Annotated in this window: 20 protein-coding genes; all 20 read right to left on the bottom strand. The window is 44.0% G+C overall.

Annotated elements, in window-relative coordinates:
- Nucleotides 1-2,043 carry a glucose-specific PTS transporter subunit IIBC gene (ptsG, locus tag VN447_RS11400; RefSeq protein ID WP_325525482.1) on the bottom strand — a complete coding sequence of 681 codons (2,043 nt, stop codon included), beginning with the start codon at nucleotides 2,041-2,043 and terminating at the stop codon, nucleotides 1-3.
- 335 nt (nucleotides 2,044-2,378) lie between these two features.
- A complete protein-coding gene (locus VN447_RS11395) occupies nucleotides 2,379-3,224 on the bottom strand; it encodes a PRD domain-containing protein (protein WP_325525481.1) in 846 nt (281 codons plus the stop codon).
- A gap of 303 nt (nucleotides 3,225-3,527) precedes the next feature.
- Nucleotides 3,528-4,244 carry a C39 family peptidase gene (locus VN447_RS11390; protein WP_325525480.1) on the bottom strand — a complete coding sequence of 239 codons (717 nt, stop codon included), beginning with the start codon at nucleotides 4,242-4,244 and terminating at the stop codon, nucleotides 3,528-3,530.
- A gap of 142 nt (nucleotides 4,245-4,386) precedes the next feature.
- Nucleotides 4,387-4,701 carry a hypothetical protein gene (locus VN447_RS11385; RefSeq protein WP_325525479.1) on the bottom strand — a complete coding sequence of 105 codons (315 nt, stop codon included), beginning with the start codon at nucleotides 4,699-4,701 and terminating at the stop codon, nucleotides 4,387-4,389.
- 288 nt (nucleotides 4,702-4,989) lie between these two features.
- A complete protein-coding gene (locus VN447_RS11380) occupies nucleotides 4,990-5,868 on the bottom strand; it encodes a CsgG/HfaB family protein (protein WP_325525478.1) in 879 nt (292 codons plus the stop codon).
- A gap of 201 nt (nucleotides 5,869-6,069) precedes the next feature.
- A complete protein-coding gene (locus VN447_RS11375; RefSeq protein WP_325525477.1) occupies nucleotides 6,070-7,176 on the bottom strand; it encodes a mechanosensitive ion channel family protein in 1,107 nt (368 codons plus the stop codon).
- 239 nt (nucleotides 7,177-7,415) lie between these two features.
- Nucleotides 7,416-10,508, bottom strand: a complete 3,093-nt coding sequence (locus tag VN447_RS11370; protein ID WP_325525476.1) for an efflux RND transporter permease subunit — start codon at nucleotides 10,506-10,508, stop codon at nucleotides 7,416-7,418.
- Nucleotides 10,505-11,632, bottom strand: a complete 1,128-nt coding sequence (locus VN447_RS11365) for an efflux RND transporter periplasmic adaptor subunit (RefSeq protein ID WP_414714904.1) — start codon at nucleotides 11,630-11,632, stop codon at nucleotides 10,505-10,507. Before VN447_RS11365 ends, VN447_RS11370 begins: the two co-directional genes overlap by 4 nt.
- On the bottom strand, nucleotides 11,629-11,862 hold the full coding sequence (locus tag VN447_RS11360) for a hypothetical protein (RefSeq protein WP_325525475.1): 234 nt from the start codon (nucleotides 11,860-11,862) through the stop codon (nucleotides 11,629-11,631). Before VN447_RS11360 ends, VN447_RS11365 begins: the two co-directional genes overlap by 4 nt.
- Nucleotides 11,863-11,983: 121 nt before the next feature.
- Complete coding sequence (locus tag VN447_RS11355) at nucleotides 11,984-12,616, bottom strand: TetR/AcrR family transcriptional regulator (protein WP_325525474.1); 633 nt, start codon at nucleotides 12,614-12,616, stop codon at nucleotides 11,984-11,986.
- A 189-nt stretch (nucleotides 12,617-12,805) separates the two neighbouring features.
- Nucleotides 12,806-13,972, bottom strand: a complete 1,167-nt coding sequence (locus VN447_RS11350; protein WP_325525473.1) for a M20 family metallopeptidase — start codon at nucleotides 13,970-13,972, stop codon at nucleotides 12,806-12,808.
- 14 nt (nucleotides 13,973-13,986) lie between these two features.
- Nucleotides 13,987-14,838 carry a methyl-accepting chemotaxis protein gene (locus VN447_RS11345; RefSeq protein WP_325525472.1) on the bottom strand — a complete coding sequence of 284 codons (852 nt, stop codon included), beginning with the start codon at nucleotides 14,836-14,838 and terminating at the stop codon, nucleotides 13,987-13,989.
- Nucleotides 14,839-14,997: 159 nt separating this feature from the next.
- The gene (locus tag VN447_RS11340) at nucleotides 14,998-15,375 is read right to left on the bottom strand and encodes a RidA family protein (protein ID WP_325525471.1); all 378 of its coding nucleotides are present in this window, start codon (nucleotides 15,373-15,375) and stop codon (nucleotides 14,998-15,000) included.
- Between the two features lie 46 nt (nucleotides 15,376-15,421).
- Nucleotides 15,422-18,928, bottom strand: coding sequence for a pyruvate:ferredoxin (flavodoxin) oxidoreductase (gene nifJ, locus VN447_RS11335; RefSeq protein ID WP_325525470.1), 3,507 nt, complete (start codon nucleotides 18,926-18,928; stop codon nucleotides 15,422-15,424).
- A 122-nt stretch (nucleotides 18,929-19,050) separates the two neighbouring features.
- Nucleotides 19,051-19,560 (bottom strand): nucleoside recognition domain-containing protein, encoded by a 510-nt coding sequence (locus VN447_RS11330; RefSeq protein WP_325525469.1) that lies wholly within the window; start codon nucleotides 19,558-19,560, stop codon nucleotides 19,051-19,053.
- Nucleotides 19,553-20,212 carry a nucleoside recognition domain-containing protein gene (locus tag VN447_RS11325; protein WP_325525468.1) on the bottom strand — a complete coding sequence of 220 codons (660 nt, stop codon included), beginning with the start codon at nucleotides 20,210-20,212 and terminating at the stop codon, nucleotides 19,553-19,555. The genes VN447_RS11330 and VN447_RS11325 overlap by 8 nt, the downstream gene beginning before the upstream one ends.
- Before the next feature lie 66 nt (nucleotides 20,213-20,278).
- Nucleotides 20,279-21,445, bottom strand: coding sequence for a M20 family metallopeptidase (locus tag VN447_RS11320; protein ID WP_325525467.1), 1,167 nt, complete (start codon nucleotides 21,443-21,445; stop codon nucleotides 20,279-20,281).
- A gap of 231 nt (nucleotides 21,446-21,676) precedes the next feature.
- Entirely contained in the window at nucleotides 21,677-22,594 is a 918-nt protein-coding gene (locus VN447_RS11315) for a glycyl-radical enzyme activating protein (RefSeq protein WP_325525466.1), read from the bottom strand.
- Nucleotides 22,566-24,935, bottom strand: a complete 2,370-nt coding sequence (locus VN447_RS11310; protein ID WP_325525465.1) for a glycyl radical protein — start codon at nucleotides 24,933-24,935, stop codon at nucleotides 22,566-22,568. Before VN447_RS11310 ends, VN447_RS11315 begins: the two co-directional genes overlap by 29 nt.
- A gap of 103 nt (nucleotides 24,936-25,038) precedes the next feature.
- Entirely contained in the window at nucleotides 25,039-25,644 is a 606-nt protein-coding gene (locus VN447_RS11305) for a GntR family transcriptional regulator (RefSeq protein WP_325525464.1), read from the bottom strand.
- Between the last annotated feature and the right edge of the window lie 423 nt (nucleotides 25,645-26,067).

The following is a 26,067-nucleotide window of genomic DNA, read 5'->3' as shown; positions in this document are numbered from 1 at the left end:
TTAGTTTAACGAAATATCAACCTTTTGTCCACGTTTCACAGTCTTCCCTTCCGGCACCGTAACGGTTTTGCCTGAAAGATTAGTAAAAATAACCGGCGTTATAACAGAGGGCACCTTAGCTCGCACTAACTCTAAATCCACTTTGAGCAGTGGCTGTCCGGCTTTTACTTTATCGCCCACATTGACAAGCGCAGTAAAACCTTCTCCCTTTAAATTCACAGTATCAATGCCAAAATGGACAATCAGTTCCAGACCGTTATCTGCCGTAATGCCAACAGCATGCTTGCTATCAAGTATAGTACTCACAGTTCCGTCAACCGGTGATACTACCTCTCCGTTAATAGGCTCAACGGCAAACCCATCGCCCACTATCTTTTGCGAGAATACCTGATCAGGAACTTGACTTAGACTTAAAATTTTCCCATCCAGCGGAGCAACAAAACCATCAAGTAATTGATTCCTCTTTGTCGCTGGTAGTTGATTAGTTTCCGAAGTTACCGGGATAACATCCGCCGCAGCCTGAGAAAATTTTCCGTCAATGATATCCTTGATTTGTGTTTTTAACAGATCCGACTTTGGCCCAAAAATAACTTGCAGATTATCGCCGATTACCATTACGCCGGATGCACCAAGTTTTTTCAATTTATCTTTATCTACATTGCCGATATTTTTTACACTGACACGCAAACGGGTAATACAAGCATCCAAGTGAGTAAGATTTTCTTTGCCGCCTAAAGCCTGTAATACTTCTGCCGCCAAGCTTACACTTGCCGCCTCACTGGAAACCACATTCACTTCTTCGTCTTCCCTGCCTGGCGTCTTGAGATTCCATTTACGAATGGCAAACCGGAACCCAAAGTAATAAATAACGGAGAAAGCCAAACCGACAGGAATAACCAGCCACCAATCTGTACGATTTGGAATAACTCCAAAAAGCAGATAGTCTATTACGCCGCCAGAGAATGTCATACCGATTTTTACATTCAAAATATGCATGATCATAAATGACAGGCCGGCAAAGATAGTATGGATACCAAACAGTACCGGAGCGACAAACAGGAAGGAAAATTCAATCGGCTCAGTAATACCGGTTAAGAAAGATGTCAACGCCGCAGAACCCATAATACCGGCAATAGCAGCTTTTTTCTCCGGCCTTGCCTCATGATAAATTGCAAGCGCTGCTGCCGGTAGACCAAACATCATGAATGGGAATTTACCTGTCATAAACGTGCCAGCTGTAAACTGAACGCCATCTTTTAGCTGCGCAAAGAAAATGCTCTGGTCACCATTGACGATTTGACCGTTTTTGCTTACATACTCTCCAAATTGATACCAGAACGGGTTGTAGAAGATGTGGTGAAGGCCGAACGGAATGAGCGCACGTTCAATGACACCAAAAATAAAAGCCGCAGCTGTTTTATTGGTATCAATCATATTACGTGAGAACGAAGTGAGTCCCCCCTGTATCAGCGGCCAAACAAAAGTCATTGCAATTCCCAAGAAAACAGCCGCTGCTGCAGTAACAATCGGTACAAACCGTTTTCCGGCAAAAAAACCCAAATAGGAAGGCAACTCAATATTGTAAAAACGTTTATATATTTGGGAAGCCATAACACCAACAAGAATACCACCAAAAACACCGGTTTGTAGGGTTGGAATGCCCAGCACACTGCTATATGCCGGATTACTACCAGTCACCATATCCGGAGTAATCCCTGTTACAAGTCCCATGGTTACATTCATGATTAGGAAACCAACTATCGCTGCCAACCCGGCAACGCCTTCGCCACCAGCCAGGCCTACCGCTACACCAACCGCAAATAACAAGGAAAGATTCGAGAAAATGATCCCACCGGACTGCTCCATTACTTTTGCAAATGCATGAAGCACCTGATTATCCAAAGCAGGAATAATATTAATTGCTGCCGGATTTTGCATTGCATTACCAAGAGCCAACAATATTCCTGCCGCAGGCAATAATGCAACAGGAAGCATTAAAGATTTACCTACTTGCTGTAAAACGCCAAATGATTTTTTTATCATTGTTATTTCCCTCTCTTTATCTAATATTAATAGTATTTGTAGTAACAGCGATAACATTGCAAAGTTGGAGCCTCACCTCCCTACAAAGCTATCTGTATCATAAAGGAAACACGGCTTGCGCCGAGCCTTTGGCGACAGCGGAAGTCGATGTTGCCCTTATCCAGGAGAAAGTTATACTTTCTATCAGGATAAGAAACCTTTGCTCTCCGCAAGACCCTGGTTATGGCGAAACCTTAGCATAATAGAAAAGGCATGGTTGTAGCGAGGGGGATTCCCCTCCGAAACAACTCATGCCTGCTTTACCAGTAACACGTTGATTATCTAGTTTAAAAAGTTTAGTCTGTCCTGCAGCGAAGCCGCTCTAAATGGATGGTTAAATAACCTATTTCCGCATCCGGGACTTCTATCCCTAAGCCTGTCCCCATAATATCGCCCACGTGTCTAGCCATCTGGTAAGATTCCGCAAACTTTTCCTTTAATTGTTCGATAATCGGATTCTCAATGGTCATTTTGGTTATTAACCTATTTATACAACTCTGCAGATGAGAAAGAAGCCGAGTATAATTAAGACCCCCGCGTTCTTTCAACGGACCAACCTTAGTTTCCAGATACTTTACCACCTGGTTGATGATTTCAGAATGTTTTAGGCTTTCACCTACAGGACGATTATGTCTGGCCGAATGCAAGTGTAAAGCGATAAAGCCAATTTCTTCATGGGGAATGGTGACTTTTAGCCTCTCAGCAATCAGATTCGCCCCCTGCTCGGCAATGCTGAATTCTGTCGGATACATGGCTTTAATTTCGGAAATAAAGGGATTCTTAATCTCCATTCCTTGCGAAAGACGAATTAAGGTAAAATTAATGTGGTCTGCCAACCCCAGATAGACACGGGAATGCAATACTTCTCCGAGATGGAGTTTAACTAACTTAATAATTTCTTCCGTGACCTGCATAACAGCCGGATCAACCCGCTCGATCAAGTCTAAAGCTTGTTCTTCGCCGCCTTCAGGAACGACAAAAATCTTTTCATATTTCGGGTTGGTTAACAGATCCCTTTCTTTACGGCCAAAGCCCAAGCCTTTACCAAGAAGAATGACATCATTTCCTTTGACCGTTTTTACTAATACTGCATTATTGCTTAGTATCCGTTGAACGGTAAATGGACCGTGAGATATAGCCATTCGCTATGCCTCCAATCTACAAAAATAATAGCCAGTAAGAATAATTATTGGATAAACCAACATCATTTATTCTTACTGGCTAATGCCGTTAACGTAACACGCCAGCTGTCTATCTTTTTTTCATATTGTAGCATGTGTTTATAAAATATACAAGGTATATTTTGAAATAAATATATATTCTAAATATGCAGCCTATTCTCCTTTATTAAGCGCTTTTTTCAGATGAAGCAGCAGAGCAGTCCCTTGTCTTCTTCAAGCCTTCTTAACTAAAAATATCCTAATAGGCCATTGTTCTATCTAGGACTAATTCTTCTTGGGGACAGCAACAATATATATGTTCTTCACTAAATGTCCGGGTTTAATATACTGAGCATCAAACCACATATCTCGGAACCGCCAAGCGTTAAAGGAAGATATTCCGTCCGGGTTATTGACCGTGGTCCAATGAACAGCCGGATCGGCAAAGAAGATGGTGTCGACGCCTTTCTCCGGTGATTCGTAGGCTGCATAGTAACCAGTAACGACTACCCAGTGGCCTCCCCAGTCAATCCATTCAACAAGGGTAGGGATTCCTTTTTTTAAGTTTTCCCGGAGCATTTCCAAGCTTCCGTTATAACCGAGCATTACCTCAAAACCGTTTTTCTTTAACCAGGTTTCCATCTGTTGGGGGGTAGTGCCAGGATGTTTAGAGTTAATATCGCCAGTACCCATCCCTTTGGCGATCAGCATTTCGGTATCATGGTTCATCGATTGGTCACTTAGGACATTGTACCAGCGCAAAAGTGACATAACGGCAGCCGGGCCACATGTATAATCAGTCGTCTGTTGATAGCCTTTGACCCCAAGAGATAGGTAGTACGGGTTGGGATTCATTTCGTAATAGTTGGCTGCGCCAGTTGAGTTTGGTGGTGGTAGGATAGGTTCTTCCCCTGCGAGGCTTGCCGTGGTAAAGCAGGCAAGGAAAATGATGCAGAGCAAGGCAGTCCTCCAACGGTTAAGATACACCAGTTTGATAAACATGCTAACCCTCCTTAACCATATGAACTCTTTTACATATAAATTGTAGCACAAAGAGGGGTTAGAGATAATATTTTTTTATAAAATATTTACACATTTGCCTGTAAATGCAAATCAATGACCCTTAAAATAACTATTCTGCTATCTATCCGATAGCAGAAACTTTCACTTGACTCACTAAATGTGGAAACCCCTTTGCTTTAAATTCAAAAATTATTAACCCTTCATCAAGGCCTTCGGGACACGAGTAAATCTTTGAAACAAAAAACTCTAAGCCATATTGGCAAAAAGTGGTCCATAACTGGCATGGTAGTTCTTCTAACTCCTTAAATGTTATTAAGAACCGCTCATCATAGTGCCCTTCAAAAAGTTTTTTTCTCCATAGACCATCTTGACTAATTGCTGTCACTACTTCTTCTAGATATTTTTCGTGGAGTTTCTCTGCTATAGCGAATTTCATTTATTGCCATTTCCTACTTTCTTATCAATGGTGTATGTTTTTTTAATAGTTAACTACCAATTTTTCAGTTAGGGCATCATACATATAGTACTCAATTCTTATTTTATCCTATTTGTCAAATATACCTTCCTAGTAATCTCCACTTCTTCTGAAGTAGGGTTTTAGCTAGTGGAGGGAGCAATTCTTGTAAAAAAAAAGAAAACCCGCTAATTATTCCTGGAAAAGTTGGCTAATTAGCGGGTTTATAACTTTTTAAAATTCCGGATGTGCATGGTAGTGGTTATGCTGTTATGGCAATGTTACTCTCATTCCTTGATTGATACTATCAGAACTACCAGAAATCACTTCACAAATAGAAATTTTCTCCTTAACAGATACTACGCGAATACGAGCTTTCTCTGTGACCATTTCATCGAGAACCTCACCAGTAGTAGGATCTCTCAATACCTCAGCCGAACCTACTATAAACTCTTGATCCATTTTAACACCTTCGCGAGTTCCTCGATTAATATATATATATCCATTATTATTCATAACAACAGCGCCAGTCCATCTGATCTTGGGTAATTGAGTAGTCATCCACTCTACACCCTGTGTGGCAGCATTCTCAACAGCCTTACCCAGATTTTGCGCACCGTAGTTACCGAATACTGCTCCACCACCACCAAATACCATACCACCTTTTTCAGCTTTTCCAATAACGCTTTTAGAAGCTAAAACTTGTCCGGTACCAGCCTCAACAATATACATAGTAATATTGATCTCAGACTTTGCGTTACTGCCACCGAGATAAATACCACCGATAGCTAGTCCTCCGGCTTGGCCTCCCGTATTTTGAACGTGTGTAATAACTCCCTTTACTAAAAGTTGAGCTGGAATTACATGGGGGTTGGGGTTACGTTCATTAGCCGCCTCTCTACGCATATCATTCTCAGCAAGAACAATAAATTTCCCTGAATGGTTCAGTATATCTGTCAAAACAGTACCCCACGCATCACCCAGGCTAAACTGTCCGGACCAGTTAGAACGGTTTTCGAAATTGGATACTACAATAGTGTACTTCAAACCATTATCGGCAGCCAATACTGCTTGAGGAAAGCTAATACCGACAATAAAAATAGAAACTGCCATCAAAAATAAGATTCTGGATTTACTGTAGCGTTTCATTTACATCCTCCTAACTAATTTGTTCCCTATTAAATTTTTATAAGCATTCCCTTTTTTCCCATATAAGATTCAACACGCAATGAGCATTTTGCCAATAATTATTCCCTCCGGCTAATCCTTCATAAAAAAACAGCTATTTGCCACAAAGGCAAAAGCTGTTTCCTACTTTTGAAAATATTCGGTTTTGCATGATGGAGACGATCAAACATTATCACGGCGCTGAATGTCGATCAGTTGGCGTGATTCCTCCAGCGGCATTACCTGCTCCAAATTGACCGTTCTGGTCGGGAACGGAATTATTATTCCTTCCTGTTTGTAACGGGAATGAAGTCTCTTGATGAATTCGTGGCGGATGAGGTGCTGGTCTGTTACAGTCTTTACCCGCAGGATAACATTGAAGTCAATGCTGGACTCGGCGAAACTGAAGTATCGGACGCACGGCTCAAAACTGTTGACGCCTCCCTCCGTTTCTTGGAGAATTTCTTTTGCAATCGCGACAGTAACTTTTTCCACATGATCCAAATCACTTTCATAACTGACTCCTATGGGGATGGCGATGGAACATTCAGCAAACGGTTGCGCATAATTGGTGATTGTGGATGAAGCAAATTTTTGGTTGGGTATGACCACCATGTTCTCAGTGGAAGTTTTTATTGTGGTATTGCGCCAGTTCATGTCCACTATATGGCCTTCTTCGCCGGTCGACAGTTTAACGAAGTCACCTATCTTGATTTGTTTGGCCACCAGAATATTAATGCCGGAAAATAAATTCGCCAGAGTGTCCTGCAGCGCCAAAGCGACAGCCAAGCCGCCAACGCCCAAAGCGGTGAGCAACGGAGAGATCGCAACTCCGAAAGATTCAAGCAAAAACAATATGCCGATGGTGTAAACGGTCAGGTCAATTGTTGTGGCTAAGATCGAAGTGGAAGCAAAGGCTCCGGATGTTTTTCCGAACTTTTGCTTAAGATAGCCGGAGGCCAGACGCGCGACCAAGAGGGTTAGGGACAGAATGACAAAGGAGTGGAATAGCCTTTGGAGAAATAGTAGCGGCCGCGGTGGAATTGTCAGGATTTCCATAACAGCGTAGAGGCCAATGAGAATGCCCAATAACGTAGGTATTCCCCTAAATGTTTGTTGCAACAGAGGATAAGAGAAGTTGGTTCTTCTAGCGACTATTTTGAGCAGTTTGTAAAATACCAGCCGGATTATGATGATGCCTAACGCTAAACTACTGAAGTAAACCACCAAATGCGTTTTGAAGCCGCCGTTTATAATTCTGTTTCCTATTTCAGTGAAAGATTCAAGCATTGTTTCCTCCCATAACATAGAAAAATGATTTTACATAACATATTGTTTCGTTAACTGCCCCTTTTTTCCCTGCCATTGTATATTCTCATTATCCTGGAAAAATTTGAACATAATCAAAAAGTCCTTAAAAAAGCGTTTTTTAAATACATCAAAAAACAAGAGCTCCTTATTTAAGGAGCTCAATATGATTCTTCCTAACGGTAATAATTAAAATCATATTTAATTTCGAGATCATCAAATCAGTTCAGATTTAGGTGTGATTCGGAAGTATTATATAGACTCTGATTAGATTTAGCTTTATACCACGCCGCATACATTGTGGGTAATACCAAGAGTGTCAATATAGTTGCACCAAATAACCCGCTAGCGATGGCGACAGCCATAGGCCCCCAAAATATACTGGAAACCAGGGGGATCATCCCCAGGATAGCCGCTGCTGCTGTTAATAATATTGGTCGAAAGCGAATGAGAGTAGCATTGATAATAGCATCCCATAATGTTTCGCCGGTAGCTAGCTGCTGATCAATCTGATCCATCAAGATGACTGAGTTTCGCATAATAATTCCGGCCAAGGCCAAAATTCCCAACTGAACGACAAAGCCCATAGGCTTTCCTGTTAACAACAGTCCAATAGTAACACCGATGATACCAAGCGGAGCAGTCAGCAGAGTTAATACCATCTTAGGGATATTCTGTAGCTGAATAATTAATAGGATCATAATCGCTATAATCATTACCGGTACAGGCTTGGAGATAAACTCGGAAGCTTTGATGCTGGATTCCTTCGAACCATCGTACTCTATACTATAGCCAAGTGGCAGCGAAGCCTGCAGTTCGTCAAGACTCTTGTATACTTGTTCCGTAACATCGTCACCGGTTAGGCCGGGTTTAATTTCTGCCTGAACGATAATCATGGGCTTTAGATTATACCGGTAAACCAATCCCTCTTCTGCATCAAATTTGATTTTTGCAATTTGATCAAGAGGAACATACTTACCATTGCCAATATGAATGTTGAGGTCTTTCAGACGGGATGGATCATTACGATTCTCGGCATCAAAGCGGAAAACCATACTAATGGTTTTATCACGGTCCCGAAATTCGGAAATCGGCGCACCAGACAATTGTGTTTGAAGAGAAGTGGACAAAGTTTGCGAAGCGATACCTAACTTTCTAGCTTTATCCTGATCAATTTCCAGATGGATCACTTTACTTTTTTCATACCAGTTTAAATTTGTACTTGTTACGCTAGGATTAGCCGCCATATTTTTTTCAACCTGCTTGGCGATTTCCCGGACTTTATCGTGGTCGATCCCTTTGACACGCAGCATAACCGGATAGTCAGCGCTCGGGCCATTAGCAATGACCTTACTATGGGCCAGAACATCGGGGAATTCATCATTTAGAAGTTTTCTTAGTTTGATCTGCAATTGGTCACGAGCCACAGCATCTTTGGCCACAATCACAAACTCTGAAAAGTTAGTTTTGTTGAATGTAGGCTCAAAACTTAAAACGAAACGGGGAGCGCCTTCACCTACGTGATAAGTATAGAAATCAATCAACGGATCTCTATCTAATTTTTCAGCAAACTGCCGCGCGATTTCTTCACTGCTTTTGACATTAGCACCTTCTGGCAGTTGTAACTGAATGATGAGCTCCGGGCGGGTAGATGCCGGAAAAAATTCTTGTCTAACTAATCCCAGTAAACCAATAGATGCAAAAAAGCATCCCGCGGTAGCGGTTAACACTAGTTTGCGGTGGTTCAAGCACCAAATTAAAACTTTTTTAAACAATAGATAAAATCTAGAGTTATGTAAGTTAGCCCCATCTTCGTCATGGGTTTTAGGCTTAATTTTTATGAATAAGTAACCTAATAATGGCGTGGCCGTACCGGCGACGATCCATGAGGTGAGTAACGAAATAGCTACAACAGAGAAGATGGTGGTACAATACTCAGAAGCGCTGCCTGGTGCGAAACCAACAGGGATAAACCCTGCGACTGTAACAAGCTCACCCGTTAAGCGCGGATATGCGGTGGAAGTATAGGCAAAGCAAGCAGCATCAAATCTGCTCCAGCCTTCTTCCAGCTTAACAACCATGGTTTCAATGGTGATAATTGCATCGTCAACTAACAGTCCTAATGCAATAATAAGGGCTCCCAAAGATATTCTCTGCAGGTCAATCCCCATAAGGTTCATAAAGGTAAATACGATCGCAATAACCAAGGGAATGCTTAGCGCCACGATTATGCCGGAGCGCACGCCAAGACTGGCAAAGCTTACAATAAGGACAATAATGATAGCTTCAGCCAACGATTTGACAAACTCATTAATTGAAGTTTCTACTACCTTCGGTTGATTGACAGTCTGATGAAGCTCTAGTCCGGCAGGAAGTTCTTTCTTGATCTGCGCGATTGTTTTCTCTAGGTTTTCCCCAAGGGTAAGAATATTACCGCCTGGTTCCATAGCTAACGAAATTCCCAGGGCCGGTACGCCATTATAATAAAATTTAGGGTCGCTTGGCTCCGCGTAGGCCCGGGTGACTTTGGCTATATCGCCTAAACGGAAGGTACGGCCGCCTGCTTGAATCGGTGTCTCGCGCAGTTGGTCAAGATTTTCAAATATACCAGTAACCCGCAAGTACATATTATCAGTGGCTGTTTCAAGCATACCGGCAGCAGACAGGGAATTCTGGGTCTGCAAGGTGGCAGTGATTAAGCTGGGATCGATCCCTAATTGAGCGAGCTTACTATTTTCTATTTCAATATAAATTTTCTCAGTTTGAACCCCTAGTAACTGCACTTTTTTTACGCTGGAAACACCGAGTAGGATACGACGAATTCTCTCGGCTTTTTCCCGCATTTCTTCATAAGAATAACCGTCACCGGTTAAGGCATACACAACACCGTAGACTTCATCAAACCGGTCATTAAACTGGGGCGGCATGACTCCGCTTGGTAATGAACTGGTCATATCATTAACCATGTTGCGGGCTTCTACCCACCTGCCGCGAACTTCCGCCTTCGGTACCGTATCTTTGAGATTGACGTAAATGACACTGAACCCAGGGGTTGAATAGCTTTTCAGGAAATCAAGGCCAGGCAAATCCTGAAGCTTTTTTTCAACCTTGTCGGTAACCTGCTCTTCTATTTGACGGGCAGTAGCTCCTGGCCAGGCAACCGTTACCACCATCTGTTTGATCGTAAAATCAGGGTCCTCCATACGGCCTAACTTATTATAAGAAAAGATGCCGGCAAGAAAGAAAAGAAAGATAAAGAAATAAATAAAGTGTTTATGTTCAAGAGACCATTTTGTTAAATTAAAACCATTCATAACGAGTCACCACCGAATTTTACCATTTGCCCTTCTTTGAGTTTATGTACTCCGGCGATTACGATCCGGTCCCCTTGCTGAAGGCCGCTTACTACTTGAATGGTTCCGTTACCGAAGCCGCCAGTTTGAATTGGGCAGAGTGTCAGTGTGTCCTCTTTTATCACCCACACTTTGGGCGTATTGCCATCTTGATAGACAGCGGCCAACGGAATCATTACATTGGGCTGTGTATTGTTGTCACCTACGATAACGGCAGCAGTCATTCCTAGTTTTATTTCCGCCGGCAGGTTGATCAGGCTAATACGGACTTTAAAGGTACGAGTGGCTTGATCTGCCATGGGAGCAACCTCTCTAATAGTGCCATTGACAGTAACATTGGGCAGCGCCCAAAAAGTAACTATAATTCGCCCGGCTTTCCGCAATTCTTCTATACGGTTTTCCGGGACACTAATTTCCACCTCACGTTCACCATCTTGCACTACAGTAATAACGGTCTGTCCGGCAGTCACCACTTGTCCCATTTCAGCAGTTATACTGGTAACAACGCCCGGTTTGTCGGCCCGTAAGAGACTATAATCTAATTGATTACTGCCTTGTGCATATTGGGCGGAAGCCTGCCGCACAACAGCGAGAGCGACTTCATAGGAGCTGGTATATTGGTCATATTGGGCGCGGCTGATCGCACCGGTTTCTAAGAGCTGGCGATAGCGCTGCAGATTGCTTTCAGCAAGCTTAAGCTGCGACTCAGCCGAAGCTACCTGGGCTGAACTGCTGCTTACGTTTTGTTGAAGATCTCTCGGATCAATTTGCATTAAGACATCACCGGCATTAACTGTGCTGCCAAGTTGAACGTTACGTTTTAAAATTTTCCCACTGACCTGAAAGCCGAGTTGACTTTCAAATCGTCCGCGAACTTCTCCTGAATATGTATAGCCTTGTGCTGCTCCTGTAGTACCAATAACAGCGGTGCGCACTATTGTAATGTCTTCAACTGCCTGTTTACTATTGTTATGTTTTGCCCAGACGAGACTGCCGCCGATAACGCCTGCGGCGACTCCTAACACAATTAAGCCATAAACTAATTTCTTCCCGGGCAATTTGGCTAAAAATTTTAGCTGCATCATTGGTTTGCTCCTTTACTTTCGTTATATTTCAAAGGGATACACTGAAAAACCGGTTTTTCGTATGCCAGGAGATGAATCATCTGGCCGGCACAGATAAGTTCGATTCTTCCGACCTGTCTACCTTCCCAAGTCCAGGTCTGCTTCAATTCGGATACTAGTTGACTAATTTGGTCCTGTGACAGCGAGGAATCTGCTGCGACAGGGATTCCTTGAACAATAGTGGTACACACTTTTTCTCCTCCCAAATGATAAATTTCAGGTGCTAAATTGATAAATTTGTTAATTGACTTGATTCAATTAATTGGCGAAAAAAAGCGCTCATTCAGGTTTCTGAAAGGCGTTTTTCGTTTTCTAATACAATTCGTTATTTATAAGAATCTGTATAGTATCCTGCTCCGCTCCTAAGGCAGTTTCAATAAGCTTTTCTGCCAATTTAAATTGATAACGAAGGATTTCTACAGGTACTCTTTCATAAATTGCATTAATCAAAGAATCAAGAATGGATAGAACTATATTTACTACAGCTTGTGGATGAGCCGCATGATAAAAGTGTTCACGGTTTCCTTCCTCGATAATTTCCAGCAATAATGGTGCCAATAACCGGTCACCTTGCCGGGATAACTTATCTAGGAAATGTATTGTTCCATCATTATAAAGGAATTCAAAAGTCAAACCATCCTCATGATACAGCGATTGAAATAAGGTCTGTATGACAACCTGGAATTTATTGCACAAAGGGATCTTATTGGAATGAATCATCATTTTGATTTTCGATATATAGTCAGACAGTACCCGGTTAATTAAAGCCTCTAATAATTCTTCTTTGGATTTAAAGTAGTAATAAATCGTCCCCTGGGCGACTCCCAGCTTTTTAGCGATGTCACTAATTGCCGTTTCATGATAACCCTTTGAATAAAACAATGGTTCAGCAGCATTTAAAATTTCAGTAATACGTATTTGGGGATCTTGTGGCGGTCTAGCCATTGTTATCACCTCATTAATTGACTCGATTCAAATTATATAATAATTAAGCGAAAATCGTCAACATATATTTTCCATTATTTTTACAACATCAAAATAAACTTCTATTTCGAAACGGTACTGCCGCTAGTAATATGAAAAAGACTGCCGACAATACTTTGTCAACAGCCTGGAAAATATATTGGAATCTTCTTATTCGGCATCCAAATTGATTATACATGCGGCTAGTAGTTTAGCCCGCTCAAACAGGCTTTCCACAATGGCGAACTCCTCCGGGCTATGATTTCTGCCGCCTTTAACGCCCATGGCGCAGACAGTGGGTACGCCGGCCATTACGCTGTAAGCCGAATCTGCTCCGCCGCCGACCAGTTTGGCGTAGGGAGTCCCTAGCCCCATTTCCTCATAGGTCTTTTGGACAATGGAAAAAAGTTCATCACCGCCTGGCGTTCTTTTCATCGGGGCTATGCCAGGAATCTCAGCAATCGTGGTAGTTGTTCCCTGGACATATGTTTTAGCAGCTGCTTCCTTCATTTGCCGGCGAATTTCCGGCAATAATGCAGGATCAAGATACCGGACATCCACGACAATTTTGGCCTGCCCTGGCACTGCGTTTGGTACTGTTCCGCCCTCAATCACACCTACGTTAAACGTTGTACCGGTCTCCCAGTTTGTCAAATTCTGAATATCGATTACTTTATTGGCTACTTCCAGAATGGCACTCCGCCCGTTCTCCGGCTCGTTGCCGGCGTGTACGGCAACACCTTTAACTTCCAGTTCAAATAGAGCCGTTCCCTTTCTTCCGACAACGATCGCGTCATCGGTAAACCCTGTTTCAAAGTTAAACGCAGCCGCCGCGCCCCGCGCTTCTGCCATAAACGTCTCAGCCGCATTGGATTTCACGTGGGCTACCTCTTCATCACCGGCCAGAATCATCTTCAGCGGCCGTGTGTTATATCGGGCTGCCTGCAGCGCCTTCATGGCATATAGTGCAGCCACAATCCCGCCCTTCATGTCGAGGACACCCGGCCCATAAGCGACACCGTCCCGAATCATAAATGGCCGGTTGGCAACAGTGCCCACTGGAAAAACGGTATCCATATGACCAAGGAACAAAACTTTCGGTTCTTTTCTATCAGCGCCTATCTCACCGATTATCATGTTTCCGGCCTGCTCCATCTCAATGATCCGGGTAACGGCCCCTTGGCTTGCCAGCACTTGCTGAATCCTGTTTGTAACCGCATCAATTCCCTGCTTATACTGTGACCCGCTTTCCATGTTGACAAGCTCCTGCCATAACGTCAACATTTCATCCCGGTGTTCATCAATAAATTGGAACGCTTGCTCCTTCTGACTATTCATATGCTCCTCCTATCCTATTCCTCTTTTGCCATGGAAAGCAATTTTTGGCCAACATACTTTAATGTGATCACCCGTTCGGTAATAGATTCGGTCGCCTTGGCTTGTTCTTTGGTAATGCCTGCTGTTTGCTGAGCATGATTAATAACCAGTTCCATCGACGACTTTAACTCCCGGAGGGTGACCTGAATATCTTTGGCGGAATGATGACTCTGGTCGGAAAGTTTGCGAACCTCTTCGGCTACGACGGCAAACCCTCTGCCTTGCTCACCAACTCTGGCAGCCTCAATAGCGGCATTAAGGCCGAGCAGATTTGTCTGACTGGCTATCTGCTGAATGGTTGATATAACCGTATCGGTATTATTAACATTAACCGACACACGGTCAGATAAATCAGCGACATCCTGCATAGTTGCAGCCAGATCCTCCTGGGAAGCGTTCAGTTCCTCAATCGTGGCTGCGATGGTTGTAATCGAATCGTTAACTTGCTGTGCTTGCTCAAGCAGCATTGCCTTATTTTCCGCTGCCTGCAGCTCCCAGCGGAAAAGACCTGTGGCAATCTTGGCGATAGGTTTGGAATAGATAGGGTCTCCGCCTATACCAAAACTGCCAACCCACTCGTTTTTATATACAATCGGCAGATGAACACCCATTTTAACAGTCCCACCCGAACGCTGCTCGTCTTCAGCGGTTACAATTCGATGCTCGATTTTCTCGGTAAGTACCTTTTGCGAGCCACTGTGAACTTTGCCCACTCTTGAAAGGTCTTTGGCGGCAACAATGATCCCTTCATGGTCACAGATAACCGCACTTAGTTCTGTTTCCTGAAAAATAAAATCCACAATTTTGTCGGCAATAGCCTTATCCAATGCCATCCTCCTCCGCTAAGAACCTCCAGCATAATGCCCTTTGATTATACTGTATAGGCTTACAGGGAAGATACGAGCTGCCCCGCTTCTTCCCTGTACTCAGGGTAAGAATACCCTGCTTAGCTTATAAAATTATTACCAATGCCATGATTCTTAGAGTTATAGATAAGCAATAGCTTCAATTTCAACCGAAACGTCTTTAGGCAGCCGGGCTACCTGGACACACCCCCTGGCCGGAGCAGCCTGTGAAAAATATTCTCCATACACTTGGTTTACTGCTTGGAAATCATTCATGTCGCTAAGGAACACGGTAGTCTTTACAACATTCCCCAAATTTAGATTTTCGCTTTTTAAAATTGCTGTAATATTATCTAAAACCTGTTTAGTCTGGGCCGCAACACTGCCGGGCACTACAGTTCCAGTGGCGGGCTCAACGGGTATCTGACCGGAAATAAATAGGAAGCCGCCTGCTTTTATTGCCTGCGAGTAAGGTCCTATTGCTGCCGGCGCCTGATCGGTATTAACAACGCATTTCATAGAGTAATTCCTCCTATTTTCCGCTGGCCTTTGCGGTTTACTATCTTTATTGATTAGCCAAATTCTTATATTTCGCCAATTTTTCCTTGGCATCCTGTTCGGTTTTGGCGAATAACTCCTCGGCCAAATCGGGGTATTGCTGTTTCAAAGCCGAATAACGTACTTCACCCATGAGGAACTCTTTAAAGTCCATGGTCGGTTCTTTGGAGTCCAGGGTGAACGGATTGCTGCCTGCTTCTTTTAGCTCTGGGTTATAACGGTACATCGCCCAATAGCCGCTGTCCACTGCACGCTTGGCCTCGAGCTGGCTGCAACCCATGCCTACTTTCATCCCGTGGTTGATACAGGGAGCATAGGCAATAATCAGGGACGGACCCGGATACGCCTCCGCCTCGGCAATGGCCTTGAGAGTTTGGTTCTTGTCAGCCCCCATGGCAATTTGCGCCACATAGACGTAGCCATAACTCATGGCTATCATGCCCAGATCTTTCTTCTTGGTCTTTTTACCGCTGGCGGCAAATTTAGCAATAGCCGCGGTTGGGGTAGCTTTGGAAGACTGGCCGCCTGTGTTGGAATATACTTCGGTATCAAACACCAGCACATTGACATCTTCACCAGAGGCCAGCACATGGTCCAAACCGCCAAAACCGATATCATAAGCCCAGCCGTCACCGCCAAATATCCATTGCGAACGCTTAACGAGGAAGTCTTTATTGTTATAGATTTCATTGAGCAGCACGTCACTGCCCTTTACTTGTTCTAACAGTGTAATCAGTTTATCCGCCCGTTCTCTTGTGCCTTCGGCCTTATCGATATTGGTTAGCCAAGCTTCACAAGCGGTTTTAAAATCTTCTCCCAAATCCAGTTTCGCAGCCTTTTCTATTGCCAAGGCGACTTGTTTTCTAAGCTGCTTGCCAGCCATCATCATACCTAAGCCGTATTCCGCATTATCTTCAAACAGGGAATTGCCCCACGCCGGTCCATGACCACGATGGTTAGTGGTATATGGCATTGACGGGACGCTGTCGGCCCAAACCGAGGAACAGCCTGTGGCATTGGCCACCATCATGCGGTCGCCGAAGAGCTGTGTCACTAGCTTGGCATACGGCGTTTCACCGCAGCCGGCGCAGGCCCCGGAGAATTCTAAGAGCGGCTGCTCAAACTGGCTGCCTTTTACCGTAAAGCTATTTAGCGGATTGGTTTTCGGCGCGATTGTCATCGCATAATCCCAAAGCGGTGCTTGCTGCAATTGGGTTGCCAGTGGTTTCATTACCAACGCTTTTTCTTTCGCCGGACAAATTTGGACGCAATTGCCGCAGCCGGTACAATCGTAAGGGGAGACTGCCATCGCGAAATACAGGTTTTTCTGTCCATTGCAAGGTTTGGCCGTAAAGCCGGCGGGAGTCTGCTGCTGTTCTTCCTCGGTTAAGAGTACCGGCCTGATCGCAGCGTGCGGGCAGATATAGGCGCACTGATTGCATTGAATACATGGTTCTGCTTGCCACTCAGGCACGTCAATCGCAATGCCCCGCTTTTCATAGGCGGCGGTTCCCATAGGATAGGAACCGTCTTCCAGACCAATAAAGGCGCTAACCGGTAATTTATCGCCTTCCTGCCGGTTCATCGGGATGAGGATATTTTTAATGAATGCCGGCACTTCTTTACCATGGGTTTCGGTTTCCTTTGCCGTCTGCCAGGAAGCAGGAATAGCGGCCTTCACAATGGCGTTTATCCCCTGGTCTACGGCAGCATTGTTCATGGCAACCACTTTTTCGCCTTTTTTGCCATAGGATTTTTGAATTGCTTCTTTGAGGTATTTTACAGCGTCTTCTTCCGGAATAATCCCGGCAATCTTGAAAAAGGCCGCCTGCATGATCATGTTGATCCTGCCGCCAAGACCGATTTCCTGCGCAATCTTTACAGCGTCAATTATGTACATCTGTATGTTATTGACGGCAAGGTATCTTTTCATCGCCGCCGGCAGATTTTGATCCAGTTCGGCTTCGCTCCACTGGCAGTTCAGCAGGAAGCTGCCGCCTGGTTTCAATCCTTCCAAAACATTGTAGTTATACACATAGGACTGATTGTGGCAAGCAATAAAATCAGCTTTATTAATGAGATAGGGAGATTTTATCGGCTTTTTGCCAAACCGCAAATGGGAAATGGTAACGCCGCCGGACTTCTTGGCATCATAGGCAAAATAGGCCTGGGCATACATATCGGTGTGATCGCCGATAATCTTAATGGTATTTTTATTGGCGCCTACCGTTCCATCTGAGCCAATCCCCCAAAATTTGCAGGCTTTCGTTCCTGCGGCAGTGGTATCAATATCTTCGCCGAACGGTAGAGAGGTATAATTTACATCATCGATAATCCCGACAGTAAAGTTGTCCCGGGGCTTGTCGGCTTTAAGATTTTCAAAAACACCATGAATATGGCTGGGGATTACATCTTTGCCGCCGACACCACAGCGTCCGCCAACAATAAGTGGCTGCCACTCTTTGCCGTAAAATGCGCTTTTGACATCCAGGTAAAGAGGCTCAGCCAACGAACCCATTTCCTTTGTTCTGTCCAATACGGCAATTTTTTGTACTGTAGCTGGTATATATTTAAAGAAATGTTCCAGCGAAAACGGTCGATAGAGATGTACTGTCAGCAAGCCTACTTTTTCGCCTTGGGCATTGAGATAATCCACAACTTCTTCAATGGCTTCACACATCGAGCCCATGGCAATAATCATTCGCTCGGCATCAGGCGCACCATGATAGTTGAACAAATGGTATTCCCGGCCTGTTAGTTTACTAATTTCAGCCATATAGCCTTCTACGATTGCCGGGATATCCTTATGGAAACGGTTAGCTACTTCTCTTTGCTGGAAATGAATATCAATACCCTGCACGGTGCCTTTCGTCAAGGGATGATCGGGATTGAGCGCCCGTTTTCTAAAGGTATCGACAGCATCCCGGTCTAACAGTTTATCTAATTCCTCATATTCAAGAACTTCAATTTTTTGCACTTCATGTGAGGTTCTAAACCCATCAAAGAAATTGAGAAACGGCACCCGACCTTTAATGGCTGACAAATGCGCCACTGCCGCCAAGTCCATAACTTGCTGGACACTGCTTTCAGCCAACATGGCAAAACCGGTTTGCCTTGCAGCCATAACATCAGAATGATCGCCAAATATACTGATGGCATTGGCGCCGACTACTCTGGCACTGACATGGAAGACGCTAGGTAATAATTCCCCAGCAATTTTATACATATTGGGAATCATCAGCAAAAGTCCCTGCGAGGCGGTATAGGTAGTAGTCAGTGCGCCGGCCTGCAAAGAACCGTGAACCGCGCCGGCGGCGCCGCCCTCGGACTGCATTTCCACAACCTCTACTGTTTGCCCGAACAGGTTCTTTTTCCCCTGAGCGGCCCATTCATCCACACTTTCCGCCATATTTGATGACGGTGTAATTGGAAAGATGGCTGCCACATCGGTAAATGCATAAGATATGTATGCTGCTGCCGTATTTCCGTCCATAGTTTTCATGTTTCTTTTCATATTCTTCGTCAATCCTCTCGCCTCGATCAAGTATCTATTTCGTATCACTCACAAAGCCAAGGAGGCAGGCTTGTCTGGTTTAGCAGCACAAATTCTGCCTCCTTCCTCTCTCCCTGTAGAAGTTATCCGTTTAATCCCATAACATTCAAAACCAATCTGGTCAACAACATAACAACCGCAGCATCTACAAGCGGAACACATATTAGCAGCGAATGCCATTTCTTATTGACATTTGAAACAATTACAATACGCACAAAGTGACCAATCAGCGTTCCCATGGTTACACACGCAGGAAACAGGATTGTCGCCTGAGCAGCAGTTATAGCACCTTTAGAATACAGGGTAGCCGCGGTAGCACAACCTGCAGCTTTGGCAAAGAATGCGGCAACCAGAGCAAATATAGCCTCACCCGGCAGACCAAATACGGCCATTACTGGCTCAAGTATTTTACCGACACTCTGCATCAGCCCGGTGATATCCAAAAACTGAATGAGCACATACGCCAAAACCATGGCCGGAGCAATCATTTCGGCACCAATATAAAAGCCTTTTTTGGCTCCTGCCACAAATTCTTCTACTACACTAGGCTTAACTTTCTGCAGGTCCATTCCTGCGGCACTCTGATTAGCCATTTGCCCCGCTCCCTTCTACCCTGTTTTTGGATGCCTGCCATTTTAGATATAAGCGAACCAGATTAGCGCCCATGACTTTAACAATAAAGATCAATCCGATAATAATCCCCACCGGCAAAACGCTGATAGGCAACAAGGCGGCTCCGGTACCGAAGGTGTTGGTAACCGGGGCAGACCCGGCATACTGGTAGGCAACAAATATTGCTCGTTCTTCTTCAGTCATCAGTTTGTCTTCCACTAATTCCTTAGTCATGACTGCCGCAACATCAGAACTGGTGATACTGCTGACAAAAGCCAGCCCGCTGGCACCCGGAATCCCCATGAAAGGCTGTAGAATTGGACGAAATAATACTTCAGCCGCCCGCAAAGCACCAAGTGACTCGGCAACTTGAATACATCCCAGTGCAAACATCAGCGTCGGGAACAGCGTCAAAGCAAACATGAAACCATCACGCGCCCCGGTCCCCCCTTTACCGGTAAAGATTACCCCCTTGGCCACTTGCCCGAAGTCTCCCGTAAGCACCTGGAAATCCAGCGCTCGCAAAGGGCTGTCAATCTTTGCAAATATACCGGAAAAAGAAATAAGCAATATGATTAAGGATAACCAACCCTTCCAGGTAACCTTGTACTTTTCCTGATTTTCCTCTGCCATGTGCTCTCCTCCTGATCAATTAAAAATTTCTAATGCTCTAGGATCACCATATCCAAATACGGGTAATTACAGGCTGTCCAGCTTAAGTACGCAGTCGATCATCAGTTTGGCTCTTTCAAACAGGCTGTCGACAATGGCATATTCCTCCGGACTGTGATTGCGTCCGCCCTTTACTCCCATAGCACATACCGTTGGCACCCCGGCCAAAACAGTATAAGCCGAATCAGAACCGCCGCCCACCCGCTTGGCATAAGGCGTTCCAAAACCGTTTTCTTCATAGGCTTTTTTCACTATCTCAAATAACTGCATAACTCCATCGGTTGTCTTCATCGGCTTGATGCCATCCATGAAAGTAACCGTGGCAGCCGTGCCTTCCACGTACACTTTGGCGGCTACGTCTTCGATCTGTTTAATAATGTCCGGCAAGTCATCCGGGTTTTTATAACGCACATCAATATAAATTTTGGCATAGTCGGGAACGGCAGTGGATGTTGTACCGCCTTGCATAACTCCTACATTGAAACTGATGCCCTTTTCCCAGTCGGTTAAGTTTTGCACAGCAATAATTTTGTGCGCCATTTCCAAAATGGCGCTCCGGCCATTTTCCGGATCATTGCCCGCGTGGGCGGCGACACCTTTTACTTCCAGCATAATCCGGGCGACACCCTTGCGACCGACAACAATTCCATTGTCGACAAAACCTGTCTCCACATTAAACGCCGCCGCATAGCCCTTTGCTTCCTCAATAAATATTTCAGGTGCATTAGAATGTGCGTGTAAAACCTCTTCATCCCCAGCCAGAAGGACTTTCAGCGAACGCGAGTCATAGCCGGCAGATTTCAACGCTTTTATAGCATAAATAGCAGCCACAATACCGCCTTTCATGTCAAGAACGCCTGGCCCGTAAGCGATACCGTCCTTGATGGTAAAAGGGCGCTCTGCGATTGCCCCTGCCGGACAAGCAGTATCCATATGTCCCATAAATATTACGCCCGGCTGGGATTTTCTTTCGCCAAGCTCGGCAATTAGCATACTGCCGGCATTTTCGAACTCGACCAGGCGGGAAGCCGCGCCTTCCTTATCAAGTATCTGTTTAAAGCGGTCGGCAACTTTGTTAATTCCCTGTTTTTCGTGCGGGCCGCTCTCCATCGAAACAACCTCTTCCCATAGTGACACCATTTCGTCACGATGCTCGTCTACAAACTGAAATGCTTTCTGTTTTTTGTCATTCATTTTTGCCTTGTCCTCCCGTTATTTATATTAGAATTGGAACTTTTCTTGAGTTCCAATGTGGAACCCGATAGTTAAGTTTTAATATTTAAAAGTTATTATTTATTCTGTTAATTGTACAGTTATAAAAGTGCTTTAAATGAAGAGGTTAGTCAATATTCCCCATTTAAAGCACCTTTGCTTTATAACCCCAAAATTTTTCTTCACCCGGAAATACCGAGAGATATCATTAAGCTACTTAAAGTCTATAATGCTGATACCATAGTTAGATATTGTTCTTTTTGCGTCTTCAATTTTAGCAACGTCAGGAGTTGTGAATGTCTGGCCATGAGTTCCAATTGCACTATACTTCGACTCGCCGAAATCATGATAAGGCAGAAGTTCGACACCCACCACACGCGTATGTGTAAGATATTCACACATTTCTTTGATGTTTTGCTCATTGGCGTTAACTTCTTCAATAAACGGCACGCGAACAATAGTATTCGGATGCATCCGGGATATCTGCTTGACATTTTCTAAAATCTTACGGTTACTGATTCCAGTCATTTTCTTATGAACCTCGTCGTCCATATGCTTGATATCTACAAAAACGCAATCCAGATATTCAAAGATGTCCTTTACTTGTTCAAAATCAAAATAACCACTAGTTTCAACAGCAGTATCAATACCCAGTTGGTTGCAGGCTGCTACAAGCTGCCGCAAAAATTCAGACTGGGCAAAGGGTTCTCCCCCAGAAAAGGTAACCCCGCCTCCGGACTCCCGATAGAAGACAGTATCTCTTTTAATTACTTTTAGAACATCTTCCACCGTCACCGTAGAGCCTATCATTTTCCGGGCGCCTGTCGGGCATACTTTACAGCACGCAGCGCAGCCGTAACATTTATCACGCACAAAACGGGTTGTATTTTCCTCTATGGAAATTGCACCATTACTGCAAACCGAAAAACAACGCTTACAATTAGTACATTTCTCATGAAAAAACAATACTTCAGGATTTTTGTTCCACGACTCCGGATTTGAGCACCATTTACATCTTAGTGGGCAGCCTTTAAAGAAAACAGTGCTTCTGATCCCTTCGCCGTCATTAATTGACCAGCGCTGTATTTGAAATATGTTGCCGCTACATTGCTTCATAGGTAGTTCTTTCAATAATCGCATCCTGAGCTTCACGGGACAGGTTGACAAACTGTGTACTATAACCGGCCACTCTGACAAGCAAATCCTTATAATCTTCTGGATGTTCCTGTGCTTTTCTCAATACTTCAGTGGAAATCACATTAAACTGAACATGAAAAGCGCCAAGCGCGAAGTACGCTCTGATAATAGCCGCCAAGTTTTTCAGGTCTCTGTCTGATTTCAATAAGTCAGGAGATAATTTTACATTCATCAGTGTACCACCGGAATGCACGTCATGATTGATTTTAGCAACAGAACGCATCGCAGCGGTGGGACTTGTCAAATCAGTACCTGCATGTGGTGAAACGCCTTCTGTCAAAGGTGTCTTTGCTTTTCTGCCGTCCGGTGTCGCACCAATTATACTCCCCGCAGGAATATAGTTGGAAATACCCATGAACGCCGAATTGAAAGGTGATCCAAAATAATCTTTATAAGCTCGTACTTCCCGGTAGTAAAAATCACTTATTTCGGCAGCTATTAAATCAACATAGTCATCATCATTGCCATACTTCGGACAAGCAAGCGCGGCTTGTCTCATTTCTGCATAACCTTCCCAGTCGGCATCCAAAGCCTTACCGATTTCTTCTAACGTATATTTTTTATCCTCAAACACCAGTTTCTTGACCATTGCTAACGAGTTGGCAGAGTCGGCTATCCCTATTCCGGTAAGAACCGGTCCTAGATTATATTTAGCTCCGCCTTTGCTAAGGTCTTTTCCCTGCTCCATACATCCTTCCACAAGCATGGAAAGGTATGGCCTTGGTACCATTTCCGCATGAATCTGCTGGGCGGTAATTGATCCGATTACAGAATGCTTTACCAGATAAGCAAGCTGGTTATAAAAGGCTGCTTTTACTTCTTCATAGCTCTTAAACTCAGAAATAGGGATTTCAGCAAGGCCCATATCTTTTCCAGAGATGCGGCTTTTACCGCTATTCAAGGCAAATTCAAGGGCGGCGGCGAAATTAATATTAACTGCCGAGGTCCACTTGCCAATTTTCCTAAAGTGCGGCACCACACAGCCGCAGTTACTCCAATCGCGTGCATCTTCAGGTGATAAACCTTCCGCAAGCAACATGGCCGCCCCAACCCTGTCGTTGTGTACGGCAGGGAATCCTGTCCCGACACGAATCAGTTTGCATACGGCTAAGAGAAATTCATCCGGACTATCAGGGTGAATCCGCACACTCAAGCCTGGCTGGTGTGTTTTTACGTTCTCAGTGGCTTTAAGACACATGTAGGAAAGTTCATTTGTTGCATCCTGACCATCTCTTGTTCTACCGCCCAGAGTCAAATTCTGGAATGAATTATATCCGGCAAAAAATTTTGCGGTATTACTCGAAATAGCCCATACCCATTCAGAAAGCTTAATCCAAAGCGCCTCAATTAATTCTTGCGCTTTTTCCGCAGTTACACTGCCTGCTTTTATATCACCAGAATAGTAGGGATACATATATTGGTCAAATCTGCCCAGATTCAAGGCCAGGGAGTTCTCGGACAGTATCGAGCCAAGCTGGGTAAACCATACAGTTTGTGCCGCTTCATAAAAAGTTTCCGGGGGCTGTTCCGGTACCTTACGGCAAATCCTTGCAATTTCAAGCAGTTCTTCTTTGCGAAGACTATCCTTCTCGACTTGCGCTAGTTGCATGGCCTTATCCGCATAGCGGTTAGCCAAAATGACAATTCCTTCGCATACCAACACTGCAGCGTTATAAAAGTCGATTTTTTCCAAGGCCTCGGCGCTAAGCGGTTCCACGCTTTGTAACTGCTTGAGCGCCTCTTCCTTAAGCCCGCCAAAGCCTTTTTTAAAGATGATATCCTGATAATCGGCAGTAATTTCGCCAATTGCGTTTCTCCATTTGGAATCATTGTCGATAATGCCTGTATCAATCAAAATTTTTGCCGTTTCCGGATTGATGCGTGACAGAAAATTTTCCTCCAAAGATTTGCCCTTCCAGTAAGGAAAAATCTCTTTACGCAAGATATTTTTTGCTTCTTGATCAATACAATAGGGGTCCTGGTCTCGGCTTTCAAAGGAATCCATTTCCTCATCGACCCATTTCCAGGAATATTCGGGACAAACAGCCCCGGTCTTTAGGAATTCACCGACAGATCCAACAATAAGTTCATTGTCAAAAATGGTTACAGGAATACTCTTACACACATCCTGAAATGCTTTTGCCCGTCGTCTAATAACTGATTCACCTTCAGATTTTTGGTGTGATGCCGTAAAAGCCATTGCCCGATGAATACTAATAGATGGCTTAGCATCAATGTACAACTTTTTGAAATCTTCAATTCGTTTGCTTGACATATTCGTCCCTCCCCGGATTTAGATACACTCCCTGATATCGAGATTCATCGATTTTCGATTTTCGAAAGTATGCAATAAATGAAAACATTATTCATGTAATCACTTAGCTTAAGTATTCAATCAAATTAATGCTTGCATCAGCCATATGCTTGCGTAATATTTTTTGGGCACCTTTAATATTCCCCTGGACACAAGCACTTAGTAAGGCACGATGTTCTTCTTGCGATTTTGTCTGATAATGCAGCGTTGTCAAATATAAACGCATATAGCGCTCAACATTGTTATGCATGTTTTGAATTAATGAAAGCAACTTTGGCCTATTTGCGGGCCTATACAGAGTTTCGTGAAACTGCCAATTCAGTTCACTCCAATGCTTACTCAGGGTTTCTTCATCTGCTTTTTTTAAAATTTCTTCTGCCTCTACCAAATCTGCTTTAGTCAAATTCGGAATAGCCAACTCTAGTGCCCCTAATTCTAAAAAAAGTCGTATATCAAATATCTCCTGAGCTTCATCTGCGGATAATTCAGTAACCACCGCCCCACGATTAGGATAAAAACTCACCAATCCCTCTGCTTCCAAGTTTTTTAATCCTTCTCTAAGAGCACTCATGCTTACGCTAAATTTCGTAGCTAATTCCTCCTGTTTGAGTTGGACTCCCCCGCTCAGTTCCCCAGACAGAATGGATTCGCGCAGAATATTGGTAATCATGCCAGGCAGCGTACGATATGAAGTTTTTATCTGACCAGTGAAGTTATTTTTCATGCTTTAAATATAAAACTTTTTATTGGGTTTGTAAACTCCATTTTCGATTGTATAATGTATACATTCGAAAATATCACCCTTTGTTCAAAAGGCTGATAGCTGCTACGTGGCATATTGTTCTGGATTAAATAAATCCCCTCCTTCACGAATTTCCTGTATCCTACTTACCTGAAAATCACTTTTAAGATAGTAAATAGCTCATTGTGGAATCGTTCCGCAATCCGTCACCAATCGAGTAGGAGCTGAGTAATTATTTACTCAGCGACCTCTCACACCACCGTACGTACCGTTCGGTATACGGCGGTTCAATAGAATTAGTGTATTAATGAATATCTTTCACTTATGGTGATAAAGCCTAATTTCCTTAGG

This window comes from Sporomusa sp., assembly GCF_035561155.1.
Lineage (GTDB): Bacteria > Bacillota > Negativicutes > Sporomusales > Sporomusaceae > Sporomusa.
This window is presented reverse-complemented; position numbering and strand designations above follow the sequence as displayed.